Source organism: Arthrobacter sp. D3-18, from assembly GCF_054408525.1.
Window position 1 is genome coordinate 4,378,224 of the sequence record NZ_CP096440.1, and the last position, 13,717, is coordinate 4,391,940.

A 13,717-nucleotide genomic window follows, 5' to 3' on the forward strand; every position below is an offset into this window, starting at 1 on the left:
GGTCCAAAACGCGTAAAATTGAAACCCTGCCCAGAGCGGGGCAGCAGAAGTCGCAAGCAAATGACCTCCCTAGGAGAAGCCCAAATGCCCACAGACCAAAGCAACACCGTCTCTCCGGATGGCGCAAGGAACGCCACCGGGAACCAGGTATTGGCAGGCCCCACCCCGGCCGCCACAAACGCACCAAATTCAGTAGATACAGTAAAGAAAACGAAGCTTCGCCCGAAGCGCCGGCTGAAAGAATCCGACGTCAACGTGGTGAATAAGCCGATGCTGCGCAAAGCACTCGGCGGCACGATCGTCGGCAACACCATGGAATGGTACGACGTCGGCGTGTTCGGCTACCTCATCACCACCATGGGCCCTGTCTTCCTGCCGGAAGCAGACAAGTCCGTCCAGACACTCTTCCTTCTGGGCACCTTCGCCGCAACCTTCATCGCGCGCCCCCTCGGCGGCGTCGTGTTCGGTTGGCTTGGCGACAAGGTTGGCCGTCAGAAGGTCCTCGCCGCAACACTGATGCTCATGGCGGCAAGTACGTTCGCCGTCGGCCTCCTTCCCGGCTACGCGCAGATCGGCATCTGGGCCGCCGCGTTGCTGGTGATCCTGAAGCTCATCCAAGGCTTCTCCACCGGTGGCGAATACGCCGGTGCCACCACCTTCGTTAGCGAGTACGCCCCGGACAAGCGCCGCGGCTACTTTGCCAGCTTCCTCGATATGGGCAGCTACATCGGATTCGCCCTTGGTGCCGCCCTGGTTTCGGTCCTGCAGCTCACGCTCGGACAGGCAGCCATGGAGGAATGGGGTTGGAGGATCCCCTTCCTGATCGCAGGTCCGCTGGGCCTCATCGCCGTGTACTTCCGTAGCAAGATCGAGGAATCACCCCAGTTCCAGGCAACCCTGGACGCCCAGGAAGCCTCTGCCAAGGACGCCGCATCGCAGGATGCTGCCGTGGCCAAGGGTCCAATTGGAATCATCAAGGCCTACTGGCGCCAGATCGTGCTGGCCATGATCCTCGCGGCCGCAGCCAACACTGTTGGTTACGCCCTGACGTCGTACATGCCCACGTACCTTACGGATTCCAAGGGTTACGATCCCGTTCATGGCACGCTGCTGACCATCCCGGTCTTGGTGATCATGGCTGTTTGTATTCCACTGACCGGAAAGCTTTCCGACCGCATCGGCCGCCGTCCTGTGCTGTGGATCGGCGCAGGCAGCACCATCGTCTTCGCCATTCCGGCATTCCTGCTGATCGGCATTGGCGACATCTGGTCCACGCTGGCCGGCCTCGCCCTGATCGCCTTCCCGGTGACGTTCTACATCGCCAACCTGGCTTCCGCCCTGCCGGCCCTGTTCCCGACGTCCAGCCGTTATGGCGGAATGGGCATCGCTTACAACTTCTCGGTTGCGATCTTCGGCGGGACCACACCGTTCATTGTCCAGGGCCTGATCGAAGGCACGGGCGACGACATGATGCCGGCGTACTACCTGATGGCCACGTCCATCATCGGTGCAATCGCCATCTACTTCCTGCGTGAATCCGCCCAGCGCCCCCTGCCTGGCTCCATGCCCAGCGTGGATACTCAGGCCGAGGCACGTGAGCTCGTAGCAACGCAGGACACCAACCCGCTTATCAACCTGGACGAAATGCCGTTTGACGGCCAGCCCATCGATGACGCGGTGTTTGGTAAAGGCAACAAGGACCTGACTCCCGTTTAGGCACTCACTGCCTGCAACTTCTGCAACGCACTTCAGATAGTTCGCGGCAGCTAGCCGCCCACCGCAGCCACCAGCCCCAAGGCGCTCTCCTTGAGGTTGGTGGCTGCGGCTGTTAAAGCCCCAACTGGGCCTGCACTGCCGCGCCAATGATCCGCGCACCTTCCGGGAAGCCGCCCGGATTCGGTCCGGCGTAGTTGAGCCGGATGTACGGCCCTTCAGGTTCCGCAGGGAACCACTCCGTTCCGGCCGCAATAAGAACGCCGGCCGCCTCGCAATCCTTGGTGAGTTGATCGACGTCGAACCCGTCCGGCATCCGCAACCACAAGTTCAAACCGCCTTTTGGCAAGTGGCTGAGATGGGCCTGCGGAACATGCTCGCGGAGGCTGGTGACCAGCAAATCGCGCCGCGACTGCAGCTGATGGCTGAGGCCGCGAAGGTGGGTTTGCCACCCTGGCTGCGTGACGACGTCGAGCGCTGCCGCCTGAAGCAGGCCGCTGACGTACATGGACTCAGCCGCCTGCGCCCCCATGATGCGTTCGCGTGCCGGTCCCCGCGCGATGACCGCTGCAATACGGATGGAAGGCGAGACGCTCTTGGTCAGCGAGCGGATATAGACCACATGCCCGGAATCGTCTCTGGCGGCGAGCGGGACCGACTGCGCCGTGATGCCGAAGTCGTGCGCCCAGTCGTCCTCCACCAGGAAGGCCCCGTGCCTCTGAACGATCCGCAGTACCTCTTCCCCACGCTCCGCCGACCACTGCGCGCCCGTGGGATTGGCGAAGTTGGGCTGCGCGTAGAACAGCCGCGCGCCCGATTCCTCGAAAGCCCGGTCCAGTTCTTCCGGGTCGGGGCCCTCCGGGCCGCTCGGAACAGGAATGACATTGACGCCCGCCTGGCCCGCCGCCAGCAGCGCACCCCAGTAACTGGGCGACTCCACCAACAGCGGCTGGCCATGCCCCACTAGTCCGCGAAAAATCGAGCTGAGTCCGCTCTGGCTCCCCGGAAGTACGACGACGTCGCTCGGCTGGGGCGGCGTAACGCCCACTGGCGTTGAGGTACTAAGTTCCTGCGCGAACCAGGTCTGGAGCTCGGGAAGTCCTTGGGCCGGCGGCCGGGTCAGAGCGGCGTCTCCCCTTGCGGCACGTGTGAGGGCGCCGCGGATGAGTCTTTCGGGGAGGAGTTCGCGGTCCGGGTATCCGGAATGGAATGCGATGACGTCATTGGTAGCGCTCCGCATGGCGCCAGAGTTCAGTGGTCGGGCGACTTGGGCTGCCCGCAAGGCTGCTGTTTGCCAGCCGTAGTCGGAGGGCCTGGCAGTGCGATAAGCCCGGACGAAAGTTCCAACGCCGGGCCGGCTCTCAATCAGGCCCTGCGCGGTGAGTGTCCTGAGGGCCTTCTGGACGGTGACAGGGCTGGCTTGGTACTCAGCAACGAGTTGGCGCGTTGATGGCAGCTTGGCTCCCGGCGCAGCCCCTGCGATCCATTCTTTTACTCGCGAGACGATTCGGGAACTGCTATCGTTGTTCATGAGTCCTAATAGTAGCGCTACTACGCTTTTGCGGCCAGTGGTATCCACCCGGACATCAACGGGTGTTTGGTGGGGTCTCCTTGGCGTCGTCGCTTTCTCCTTCACTGTTCCGCTGACACGGGTGGCTGTGGAGGGAATGTCTCCCCTGTTCATCGGCGCCGGCCGGGCAGTTGTTGCCGCCATTCTCGCGGCCCTTGCCTTGGCGCTAACTCGGCAGCGGTTTCCACAGGGCATCCAATGGTTGCGGCTGGCTGTAGTTGCCGGGGGAATCGTGGCCGGATTCCCGCTGCTGACCACGTTCGCGTTGACCAGTACTTCCGCCAGCCATGGAGCCGTGGTCATCGCGCTACTGCCAGCGGCCACAGCGACTGTAGCGGTGATCAGGGGACGGGAACATCCTCGTCCCTTGTTCTGGGTACTGACAGTGGTGGGAGTGATTGCCGCCGTGGTGTTCGCTTTGGTGCAGTCCGGTGGATTTGGTGCGCTTCACTGGGCGGATCTTCTGCTGCTGGGTGCAGTGGTGGCTGCCGCCATCGGCTATGCAGAGGGTGGGTTGCTGGCCCGGGAACTGGGCGCATGGCAGACCATCTCCTGGGCTTTGGTGGTGGCTGCACCAGTGATGATCCTGCTGACGGTGGTATCGCTAGGCTCCGGCATACCTTCTGCCACTCCGGTCCAGTGGTTGTCCTTCGCGTACCTGGGAGTGGTGAGCATGTTCCTCGGCTTCTTCGCTTGGTACCGCGGCCTGGCCATCGGGCCCATGGCCCAGGTCAGCCAGATCCAACTCGTCCAACCGGTCATGAGTATCGCCTGGGCCGGACTCTTGTTAGGCGAGTCGATGACGTGGACCACCGTAGTGGGCGGCCTTGCGGTGATCCTGTGCGCCGGCGCCGCCGTTCGCGTCAGGCTCAGGAAGTAGAAACCCCTGTACGCGCAGCGACTCGGCGAACGCAACCGATGTGGAACGGGCGCGGACCTCGTAGAATCGGCGCATGCGTGAGGTTCCGGTGGGATCGATCCACCATCTTGAGATCTGGGTGCCGTTCCTTGACCGGGCAAGGGAAGAGTGGGGCTGGCTCCTGGGTGAGCTGGGTTATGAGCCATTCCAGGAGTGGCCCACGGGGTGCAGCTGGAAGCTTGACGGCACGTATGTGGTGGTGGAGCAGACTGATGCAACCACCGCCACTACCCACCGACGCACTGATCCAGGAGTCAACCACATAGCCTTCCACGCCGGGACCCGGGAGAACGTGGACAGGATCCGAGCTCTCGGGGCAGATGCCGGTTGGTACGAGATGTTCGAGTCGAAGTACCCGCACGCTGGCGGCCCGGACCACTACGCGGCATACCTGCTCAACACGGACAGCTATGAGGTTGAGTTGGTGGCCAGTTAGCTATTTCGGCGGGACCGCCGGGCGCCACATGGCTACACGGGCCCAGCGGGTCAGGCCCAACTCAGCCTCGTGCTCCATGAGGCGGGTCAGCCCCGGACCCCAACTGCCGGCGTCGAGCACTTCGAAGCCGAGGCGGCGATAGTACGGGGCGTTCCACGGCACGTCCCGGAAGGTGCTCAAGGTTTGGCGCTGCATTCCGTGTCCGCGCGTCCATACGCGCGCGGCATGCAGCAACTCCCGGCCCAGTCCTTGGTGTGCTTGATCCGGGTGGACGCTGACCTGCTCCACGTGACCGTTGCCGTCAACGATATCCGTCAACAGGTACGCCACCGGGTAGTCGAGTCCGTCGACGGAAACCCAAGCGCGCCCGGCCGAGGCATAACTGTTCAGCTCATCGATGGAAAGGGGCTCGTCGTCCGCGATGGAGTCCATTCCCAAAGCCCGGAAAGCCTCGCCCGCGGCACGCTCGATGTCCTGCAGAATCAGCAGGTCGTCCGCGTGCGCGAGCCTGATCATTGCCGGGAGTCCAGAGTGGGAGGGGTTGGGGCCACCAGGAACGCGTTGCGCTTCTCAATCAGGTTCTGCAGGTAGCGGGCCAGAACCAGCTTTTCCACCAGCCTGCCCAGCGGACCGAACGGTGCGGCGAATTCCACGGTATCCACCATGAGGGTCCCGCTGCCGTCCTGCCGGAACTCGTGCGTGTGGCGGAGGTACTTGAAAGGGCCCTTCACCTGTTCATCAGAGAACGACGACGGCGCGTCCATCCCCGTGATGCGGCTGGTCATGCGGAACCGGACTCCGAGGTGCCAGGCCTGCCAGGTAACAGTCTCACCTTCCGAGATGAGCCCAGTGGTGACGCCGCCGATTGCCTTCTCGCGGCTCTGCGTCATGGACCCTACGTGGGCATCGATGTTGCGGGAGAGATCAAACAGCTCCTGCGGTGACAGGCTGGAGCGGGTGCGGCAGACGAAAGCGACGGGCATACCTTGATCTTCCCAGAACTTCCCGGCTGCGTGTGCCCAACCTCGCTACGGCTTGTGACCGGGCTAATGGCGAGCTGCGTAGCCATCCTGATAATTTCAAAGGAGTCCCTCGATGATTGGTGGTGTTTTCTGTGCCTGCAATCATCGCCCATGCCCGCGAACTGCACCGGCTTGGCCCCGCCAACAACGATCGCCTCTCAGCAGTACGCGTAGCCCTGAGTGTCGCAGTTCCTGGGCTGTTCCTCATTCTCATCGGCCGTCCGGACCTTATGATGTACGCCGTATTCGGTGCACTCACCGGCATGTACGGCCGCAACGAAACGCATCAGCTCAGACTCAAACATCAAGCCCAGGCCGCCCTGTTCCTGGTTGGCGGACTCACCGTCGGGGTGTTCCTCTCCGTCAACCACATCCAGTCTTGGTGGTTGGTACTCGTGGCAACCTTCTTCGCCGGCGCCGGATCCCTTTATGCAGACGCCGTACGGCTCAAGCCCATAGGCCCGTTCTTCGGTATCCTCGCCCTGGGCGCCTGCGCCTCCGTGCCAACCAATGTGCCATTTGCGACGGCGGTACTCATCGGCGCCGCGTCCGCCGTCTTTTCGCTGGTGGTCGGTTTCAGCGGCTGGTTCCGGGCGCGTACGTGGGTCGCCGGTGCTGGCCGCGACGTTCCCGTCTTTCGCGGCCCGCAGCGTCAGGATGCCCTGATCCGGGCTGCTCTAGTTCATGCTGCACGCTATTCCTTGGCGGTCGGGACAGCCGGGGCCATCGGAGTGCTGAGCGGCAGCGGCCATCCCCACTGGGCCATGGCCGCCGCGGCCGTGCCGTTGGCAGGAGCCGACCTCCCAAGCCGCGTCCACCGAGGTATCCACCGCATCGTGGGGACGTTCCTCGGGCTGGGGATCGTCGCCGTCGTGCTTTTCCCCAGTCCGCTATCGCCGCTTCAGTACTTCCCCGGTCAAACCGCGGTGGTGCTCGCTGTGCTGGTGGTTCTGTGCCAGTTCCCCACCGAGCTGTTCATGGCACGGCACTACGGCTGGGCCATGGTGTTCTTCACGCCGGTGATCCTGTTGATCGCCCAACTCGCTGCTCCCATGGATCCAGGAGTGCTGGTCATGGAGCGTGCCATCGAGACATTTGTGGGGGCCGTGGTTGGGATCGCAGTGGCGGTGCTGGTGCGGGCACCGCGGGGCCGGGTCAACTCTTAATCGGGTCAGTTGGTAACTACCAGGATGTTCGGGTGGATTTTCGTCAAGCCACTCGACTCAAGCTCCTTGGTGTCATAGTCGTCGGCAACCAGAACAGCAGATTTCTGGTCGGGACCACTGATCCTCAGCATCTCCCCCTGAACGGAGTCAGTGCAGCCGCTATGAGAGAGCGATGGGTCCGCATTTTCTACGACCAGGCATGACGGACGGCCCTGTTTGCCCTGTCCCAAGTAGTACTTCTTCCCGTTCGCTTCAGCGACCAACAGCACCTTTTCCAAGTCGAATTGCTCGAGTTTCAGGCCCGTCGGCGGAGTGTCGGTCTCCGTTGCCTCTCGTTCCAACGCCTTGAATCCCGTGTTGCTCGTTCCGGTGCAGCTGCTCAGCAGCACTCCGCTGACAACCATGGCCATAATGAATGCCAAGGATTTGTTCCTCACAGCACTGCCCCCTCAGGCTCGAATGAACTGTCATAGTAACCCGGGGTCTCAGATTTACGGTTCGAGCGGCCGCCGGGGTGGGCCCGAGGTGAGCTTCGCCGGCAGGATACGCGCAAAGAAGCTGACCACTTTATAGCGTCGTGTAGGGATGGAGACACCCTTGCCCTTGGCGTTGTCCTCCAGACCCTCGCGCACTACCCGCTCGGCTGTGAGCCACAAGAACCGGGGAGCAACAGTTTTGTCCATGCCCATACGGTCGTGGAATTCGGTGTGGGTGAAACCTGGGCAAACCGCGGTGACCTGCACTCCGGATTTCGCGTAGGTGATGTTGGCCCACCGACTGAATGTCACTTGCCATGCTTTGGCGGCGGAGTAAGTACCCCTGTTGGCGAACGCTGCCACGCTGGCGACGTTGATGATCCGCCCCTTCCCGCGCGCCAGCATGACTTCAAGTGCCGCGTGGCTCAATTCCATGGGCGTTTGGACGTGGAGCCTCAGGTGGCGACGTTCCTCGTCCAGGTCATTCAGTTCGAACGACTTCAACAGTCCGATGCCCGCGTTGTTGACCAGGACATCCACAGGCCGTGCAGCGTCCCGCAAACGGTCAGCCACAGCCGAGACACCGACGTCGGTGGTTAAGTCCGCGGAAAGGACCTCCGCCGAGATACTGAAGTCGCGTTCGAGTTCCTCGGCCTTGTCTTTTAGGCGCTCTTCATCGCGGGCCACCAGGACAAGGTGGTGCCCGGCTTCTGCGAGCTGGCGGGCGAATTCTGCACCGAGCCCGGCGGTGGCGCCGGTAACCAAGGCAGTGAGTTCGTTGGCTCGAGTGGTCATGCGCCTAGACTAGCCCCTCCCCTTTTCCCGCGCCGAGATGGCAGTTAACACCAATGTCTGCGAGCCGGATTGGCGTTAACTGCCACCTCGGCGGAGTAATTTAGGCGAACTTGGCCAAGGGGTTCGCCAAACGACCCGCCATTTGGAGCCCACCGGAGGGATCCGAGATGTCGAGCATTTGCTGGTTGTTCCGGAGCTGCAGGCGGTTGAGGCAGGAGAGCTCGAAGTCCGGAGCGAACAGATCATGCATCGCGAACTGGTCCGCCAGTTCCGGGTGGCGCTGTTGGTATTCCCGCAGCACGGCGGCCGCAGTTCCCCAGAACTCGTCCTCGCGCAGCGTGCCGTCCTCCACAAGAATTGCCCCCAGGAAGCGGAAAATGCAGTCGAACACGTCGGTAAAGATGGCCAGGACCATTTCTTCGGCAGGGATCTCGGCCTTGACGCGGGAGACTTCCTCGGGAAGTTCCAGCCGGTCCCCCATGACCACGATTTCCTCCGCGATGTCCTTCATGATGGCGCGGACGGGCACTCCATCCTCGAGGATCAGGATGACGTTCTCGCCGTGCGGCATGAAAGCCAGCTCGTACTCGTAGAGGCAGTGGACCAGCGGCACGAGGTAGGCCTCGAAGTAGCGGCGCAGCCACTCGGTGGGTGCCAGGCCGGACCGCTGAATCAGCGCAGACACCACCGATTCCCCGGAGGTGTCCACGTGCAGCAAAGATGCCATGGTGGCCAGCTGCTGCCCGTTCTTGAGCAACGGCAACGGACTTTCCCTCCACAGGGCCGAGAGCATCTTCCGGTAAGGGGACCCCTTGGCCGAAGCAGCCTCGTAATAGTGGTTGTGGTAGCCGATGGCCGCGGTTTCACGGATCATGGCCAGGCCCCGGTTCTGGAGCTCCTGGTCATTGCCGATCAATTCCTGCAGCCAATCGTTGATGGCCGGCGTTGCCTTCATGTACTGCGGGGACAGGCCACGCATGAAGCCCATGTTCAACACGGACATGGCCGTCTTGACGTAGGCCTTTTCAGGGTAGTCGGTGTTGAAGAACGTACGGATCGACTGCTGTGCCTGGTACGAATCTTCCCCAGTGCCAAGGTTCACGATGTGGCGCTGGGCGATTTCTGCCGCGAACGTCACCGTGAGCTTGTTGTCCCACTGCCACGGATGGACGGGCATGAGGAGGTAGTCCTCCGGATCCAGGCCGGATGCGGACAGTTCCGCGTTGAACCATGCAAGAGCCGTGGGCCCAAGTTCGGCCTCGAAGTGCGTCCGGTAATCCAGCCCCGCGCTTGAGGTGAATACTGCCTTGCTGCGGTGCACAGCGATCCACTGCAGCTTCACGGTTGCGCCGGTTTCCGGTGCGAACGCATGGTAGTCGGCGATCCCGAATCCAAGCCGGCCGTTGTTGGCCACAAAGCACGGGTGTCCCTCTGTCATGCTGTGCTCAATGGCTTGGAAGTCAGCGGCGCGGTCAGTGCCGCCGGTGATGCCCGCAGCCAATTGGGCCGAGCTAAACGGCTTGCCCTGCTTATAGGCGTGGCTGGCCAGCGTGCTGCTGATTTCCTCGAGGTATACAGGCAGCATTTCCTGGCGGATGGCCAGTGCCTCATGGAACTCGGCAATAAAGTCCATGGCATCCACAGGTAGCTCTTCGCCGTCCCGCAACCGAACGATGGATTCCGGGGATACGGACCAGTGCTCCAATTGCAGCAGCCGGGCGCGGAAGCGGTATTCCGTGGCAGCGTCATCGCTCACTACCTTGTACAGTCCCACGCCGGCGCCCTCCTCGCGGATCAGCTCCGGGACCAGGATGCGCTCGTGCGAGAACTCAGCGATCGCCTTGCGGACCAGGTGCCGGTTGGCGGTGGCCCAGCGCTCCGGGGTCAGATGGGACACGGGCGCGGCGAGATCATTGACAGCGGTCACGGTTTCGGTGGTGCCGGCAGTAGTGGTCACAGGGATTCTCCTCTGGTCGCCGCGGCAGGCGCGGCCAGAATCGGGGTCAGGGTCGCGAGGAAATCCTCGCGGGTGCAGAAGCTGAGCAGCGCCTGCTTGTGGTCTTCGGCGGGGTCGACGGCGGGAAGGGTCACCACGCCGTGAGGCCGGAAGCCCACCTTCTCGTTCAGGACATGGATCTTGTGGTTGCTGGCGTCAGGCTCGACGACGACCCGCCGGGTTGCCGGGTCGGCGAACAGTTCAGTCATGACAGACTGCATGACGGCGGTGGTGAAACCAGGCTGCGGCTCGCCATGGGGCGGTGACACCAGAAGATGCATGCCGACGTCACCGTGTTGGACCTCGTAAACGTCCGCCAACGGCGATGACTCGGGGCGGTACCGCTCCATCAGGAAGGCGGGGACGCCGTCGTCGAGCCCCAGGAACGCTTGGTGATGGCCGGACTCGGCGATCCTCGAGTACTCCTCCACAACGTCCTGCTCGGTGGCCGAAACCATGCCCCAGAACCGCGCATATTCTTGGCTGACCCAGCTGTGGAGGACGGGTGCGTCCGCTATGGGATCAACGGGTCGAAACGTGAAGCTCATACGGTGGCTCCAGCGGTTTCGGGGGCGGCAGCAGTCACGGGAGCGGGAGCACCGAACTGCTGGAAGGCGATGCTGCGCTCGATCGGGTAGACCTCGCGGCCGGTTATTTCGCGGAGGATGCAGGAGTTGCGGTAGGCGGCCATGCCAAGGTCCGGCGTGACGAAGCCGTGCGTGTGCAGTTCGGCGTTCTGGACGAAGATTTCGCCCGGTTCCACGCCGGTGCCGTAGTTGCGTTCGACGTCAAAGCGGCCCTTGGCGTCACGACGGATCCGGTCCTGGATGCCTGCCAGGAAGGCGGGCTCCTTGTAGGTGTAACCGGTCGCCAGAACCACGGCTTCCGACTCCAAGGTGTAGCCCTGCCCGTGCTCCTCATGGTGCAACTGGAGCGTGTGGGTGCCCGCGACGGCATCCCATTCTGCGGCGATGAGCGACGAATGCGTATGCAGCTGGGTGTCCACCATGCCCGAGAGGCTCTTGGTGTAAAGGAGATCGTAGATGTCGTCAATCAGGTCCGAATTGATGCCCTTGTACAGGTTCTTTTGGCTCTTGATCAGCGAATCCCGCTGCTCGCCCGGGAGTGAGTGGAAGTAGTCAACGTACTCCGGCGAGGTCATCTCAAGCGTGAGCTTGGTGTACTCCAGGGGGAAGAACCGGCCCGAACGTGTGACCCAGTTGAGCTGGTAACCGTAGACATCGATTTCCTGCAGCAACTCGTAGTACAGCTCCGCGGCGCTCTGTCCGCTGCCCACGATAGTGATGCTGCGCTTGGACTGCAGCTCACTCTTCCTCGACAGGTAGTCGGCGTTGTGGAGGACAAGTCCTCCTGCGTCCACTATTCCTGCACAGGATTCCGGGACATACGGGGAGGTGCCGGTGCCCAGGACAAGCTTGCGGGCGCGAAGCACCTCAGCTCCTTCCGGCCCCTGCACCGAAAGCCGGTACACACCGTCGTCGTACGTCACATCCAGCACATCTGTGCTATAACGAACGGACTCCAGCTGGCCGGCCACCCACTGGCAATACTGGTTGTACTCGGCCCGCAGCGGGTAGAAGTTCTCGCGGATATAGAAACGGTACAAGCGCCCGGTCTGCTTCAGGAAGTTCAGGAACGAGAACGGCGACGTCGGGTCGGCGAGCGTCACCAGGTCCGCCATGAACGGGACCTGCAGGTGCGCCGGCTCCAACATCATGCCGGGGTGCCAGTCGAAGGACTCGCGGCGGTCAAGGAAAACACAGTCGAGGTTGTCCACGGGCTCGCTCAGGGCGGCCAGGCCCAGGTTGAAAGGCCCGACGCCGATGCCTGCGACGTCGTAGATCTTGCCGTTGTCTTGGGTGCTCACGCTGCGGCCTCCGTGGTGTTCGCCAACAGGTTGTCGCCCGTCCGGCGGATAAGTTCGATGATTTCCTGGATGTCCCTCAGGCTCGCCTCGGCGTTGAGGAGGGTGAATTTGAGGTAGTGGCGGCCAGCCACTTTGGTGCCGGCAACAACGGCCTGGCCGGAAGCGAAGATCGCGGCGCGGATAGCCGGGTTGAGAACGTCTGCAGCATCTTCATCGAGGGCTGCACCGTCAACCACTGGGCGGTAGCGGAAAACCAAGGTGCTCAGCTGGGGCGGGGCAGCGAGCTCGAACTCAGCGTCATCAGCCAGCGAGGTTCCCACCCGGGCGGCGAGGTCGATCGCTTCGTCAAAGAGTGCGCCGATGGCGTCGGCACCCATGATGCGGAGGGTAAGCCAAAGCTTCAGTGCATCGAAACGGCGGGTGGTCTGGATGCTCTTATCCACTTGATTGGGGATCTCGGCCTTCGCCGCGCTCTCAGGATTCAGGTAGTCCGCGTAGTAGGTGACGTGGCCCATCATGGAGCCGTTGCGGACAATGACTGCGCTGGAGCTGACAGGCTGGAAGAAGGTCTTGTGGAAGTCGACCGTGACGGAGTCCGCCAGGTGGATCCCGTTCAGGAGATGACGGTGCCTGCCGGAAACGATGAGCCCTCCACCGTAGGCGCCGTCCACGTGCAGCCACGAATCGTAGGCGCGAACCAATGCGGCCATTTCGGACAACGGGTCAACCGAGCCGAAGTCTGTAGTCCCGGCAGTGGCCACAACCGCCATTGGCACCAGTCCGGCGTCGTGCGCTTCCGCCAAAGCAGTAGCAAGCGCGGCGGGGTCCATGCGGTGATCTTCGGTGGTGGGCACTGCGATGACGGCATCGAAGCCCAACCCCAGCATGGAAGCAGACTTCTGGATGCTGAAGTGGCTATCTACGGACGTGAAAATCCGGAGCCGGTCAAGCAGGTGCGGCAGGCGCGCGTCCCCATTCGCGGCCCGCAGCTTGGCGACGGCATGATTCCGGGCAATCAGCAGGGCCTGGAAGTTGGACTGGCTGCCGCCGGACGTGAACACGCCGTCAGCTTCTCCCGTAAAGCCGATACGCTCCGCCGTCCAGTCGATCAGGCGGCGCTCGATCATGGTGGCACCGGCGCTCTGGTCCCAGGTGTCCATGGAGGAATTCACTGCCGAGAGCACGGCTTCGCCAACCAGCGCCGGAATGACAACCGGGCAGTTGAGGTGCGCCGCGTAGCGGGAATCGTGGAAGTAGATGGCGTCCTTGAGGTAGAGCTCCTCAAGCTCTTCCAAGGCTGCAGCTGTGTCCGGCAGCGGGAGTTCAAGATCCACCGCACCAACCTTGGCCTTCAGTTCAGCATGCCCGACGCCGGTGAACGGCTGGGCGGTCCGCTGAACTTTGGTTGAGACCGCGTTGACCCCCTGGAGAACCTGAGCGACGTAACTGGGTGAATTTCGTGCGTTGAACAGCTGGTTTGTGGCAGCGAGGGCCAGTTCCACTTTGGAGCCAAAATCCTGCTCCTGAGCAATCCGCTCTTCGACACTAGGTGACGTCACGTCAGCTTCCTTCCATTGCGTTGGGGGCGCTTGTTAGCAAGGTAAGCCTTACTTAGGTAAGCCTTTCCGTCAAACTTTTGTGATGTATTTCGCTGAGAAGGCGGTTTCTCGTGACTATGCCGGGCGGAATCACGTCATTGACTTTTTTTCGGGCCTGCTTGGGTGCAAAATATGGCA

13 protein-coding genes are annotated in these 13,717 nt (G+C 62.4%); 4 read left to right on the top strand and 9 right to left on the bottom strand.

What is annotated here, in order from left to right:
* Positions 1–84 precede the first annotated feature (84 nt).
* Complete coding sequence (locus M1D89_RS22545; protein ID WP_498647149.1) at positions 85–1,716, top strand: MFS transporter; 1,632 nt, start codon at positions 85–87, stop codon at positions 1,714–1,716.
* Positions 1,717–1,828: 112 nt separating this feature from the next.
* Here M1D89_RS22545 and M1D89_RS22550 read toward each other — a convergent pair whose 3' ends face one another.
* Complete coding sequence (locus M1D89_RS22550) at positions 1,829–3,244, bottom strand: aminotransferase-like domain-containing protein (protein WP_498647151.1); 1,416 nt, start codon at positions 3,242–3,244, stop codon at positions 1,829–1,831.
* On the opposite strand from M1D89_RS22550, the gene M1D89_RS22555 reads away from it, so the two are divergent.
* Together M1D89_RS22555 and M1D89_RS22560 are read left to right on the top strand one after the other, a co-directional pair.
* On the top strand, positions 3,243–4,163 hold the full coding sequence (locus M1D89_RS22555; RefSeq protein WP_498647153.1) for a DMT family transporter: 921 nt from the start codon (positions 3,243–3,245) through the stop codon (positions 4,161–4,163). The genes M1D89_RS22550 and M1D89_RS22555 overlap by 2 nt on opposite strands.
* A 73-nt stretch (positions 4,164–4,236) precedes the next feature.
* Positions 4,237–4,638 (top strand): VOC family protein, encoded by a 402-nt coding sequence (locus M1D89_RS22560; protein ID WP_498647156.1) that lies wholly within the window; start codon positions 4,237–4,239, stop codon positions 4,636–4,638.
* On the opposite strand, the gene M1D89_RS22565 is transcribed toward M1D89_RS22560, so the two are convergent.
* Together M1D89_RS22565 and M1D89_RS22570 are read right to left on the bottom strand one after the other, a co-directional pair.
* Positions 4,639–5,154 carry a GNAT family N-acetyltransferase gene (locus tag M1D89_RS22565; RefSeq protein ID WP_498647158.1) on the bottom strand — a complete coding sequence of 172 codons (516 nt, stop codon included), beginning with the start codon at positions 5,152–5,154 and terminating at the stop codon, positions 4,639–4,641.
* Complete coding sequence (locus M1D89_RS22570; RefSeq protein WP_498647160.1) at positions 5,151–5,621, bottom strand: SRPBCC family protein; 471 nt, start codon at positions 5,619–5,621, stop codon at positions 5,151–5,153. Before M1D89_RS22570 ends, M1D89_RS22565 begins: the two co-directional genes overlap by 4 nt.
* 131 nt (positions 5,622–5,752) lie before the next feature.
* Here M1D89_RS22570 and M1D89_RS22575 point away from each other — a divergent pair, with 131 nt between their 5' ends.
* Positions 5,753–6,826 carry an FUSC family protein gene (locus M1D89_RS22575; RefSeq protein ID WP_498647162.1) on the top strand — a complete coding sequence of 358 codons (1,074 nt, stop codon included), beginning with the start codon at positions 5,753–5,755 and terminating at the stop codon, positions 6,824–6,826.
* A 5-nt stretch (positions 6,827–6,831) separates the two neighbouring features.
* Here the strand turns inward: M1D89_RS22575 and M1D89_RS22580 are convergent, their stop codons facing one another.
* The 6 genes from M1D89_RS22580 to M1D89_RS22605 form a co-directional block, all read right to left on the bottom strand.
* A complete protein-coding gene (locus M1D89_RS22580; protein ID WP_498647164.1) occupies positions 6,832–7,248 on the bottom strand; it encodes a hypothetical protein in 417 nt (138 codons plus the stop codon).
* A 69-nt stretch (positions 7,249–7,317) separates the two neighbouring features.
* Positions 7,318–8,097 carry an SDR family NAD(P)-dependent oxidoreductase gene (locus tag M1D89_RS22585; RefSeq protein WP_498647166.1) on the bottom strand — a complete coding sequence of 260 codons (780 nt, stop codon included), beginning with the start codon at positions 8,095–8,097 and terminating at the stop codon, positions 7,318–7,320.
* 100 nt (positions 8,098–8,197) lie between these two features.
* Positions 8,198–10,054 (bottom strand): IucA/IucC family protein, encoded by a 1,857-nt coding sequence (locus M1D89_RS22590; protein ID WP_498647168.1) that lies wholly within the window; start codon positions 10,052–10,054, stop codon positions 8,198–8,200.
* Complete coding sequence (locus M1D89_RS22595; RefSeq protein WP_498647170.1) at positions 10,051–10,641, bottom strand: GNAT family N-acetyltransferase; 591 nt, start codon at positions 10,639–10,641, stop codon at positions 10,051–10,053. Before M1D89_RS22595 ends, M1D89_RS22590 begins: the two co-directional genes overlap by 4 nt.
* The gene (locus tag M1D89_RS22600; protein ID WP_498647172.1) at positions 10,638–11,981 is read right to left on the bottom strand and encodes a lysine N(6)-hydroxylase/L-ornithine N(5)-oxygenase family protein; all 1,344 of its coding nucleotides are present in this window, start codon (positions 11,979–11,981) and stop codon (positions 10,638–10,640) included. Before M1D89_RS22600 ends, M1D89_RS22595 begins: the two co-directional genes overlap by 4 nt.
* Complete coding sequence (locus tag M1D89_RS22605; RefSeq protein WP_498647174.1) at positions 11,978–13,540, bottom strand: pyridoxal phosphate-dependent decarboxylase family protein; 1,563 nt, start codon at positions 13,538–13,540, stop codon at positions 11,978–11,980. The genes M1D89_RS22600 and M1D89_RS22605 overlap by 4 nt, the downstream gene beginning before the upstream one ends.
* Positions 13,541–13,717: the final 177 nt, after the last annotated feature.

Bases quoted from the DNA above. Each gene is read 5' to 3' on its own strand.
- M1D89_RS22550 (WP_498647151.1), bottom strand. From the start codon at position 3,244: ATGAACAACGATAGCAGTTCCCGAATCGTCTCGCGAGTAAAAGAATGG.
- M1D89_RS22565 (WP_498647158.1), bottom strand. From the start codon at position 5,154: ATGATCAGGCTCGCGCACGCGGACGACCTGCTGATTCTGCAGGACATC.
- M1D89_RS22585 (WP_498647166.1), bottom strand. From the start codon at position 8,097: ATGACCACTCGAGCCAACGAACTCACTGCCTTGGTTACCGGCGCCACC.
- M1D89_RS22595 (WP_498647170.1), bottom strand. From the start codon at position 10,641: ATGAGCTTCACGTTTCGACCCGTTGATCCCATAGCGGACGCACCCGTC.
- M1D89_RS22560 (WP_498647156.1), top strand. From the start codon at position 4,237: ATGCGTGAGGTTCCGGTGGGATCGATCCACCATCTTGAGATCTGGGTG.
- M1D89_RS22570 (WP_498647160.1), bottom strand. From the start codon at position 5,621: ATGCCCGTCGCTTTCGTCTGCCGCACCCGCTCCAGCCTGTCACCGCAG.
- M1D89_RS22545 (WP_498647149.1), top strand. From the start codon at position 85: ATGCCCACAGACCAAAGCAACACCGTCTCTCCGGATGGCGCAAGGAAC.
- M1D89_RS22555 (WP_498647153.1), top strand. From the start codon at position 3,243: ATGAGTCCTAATAGTAGCGCTACTACGCTTTTGCGGCCAGTGGTATCC.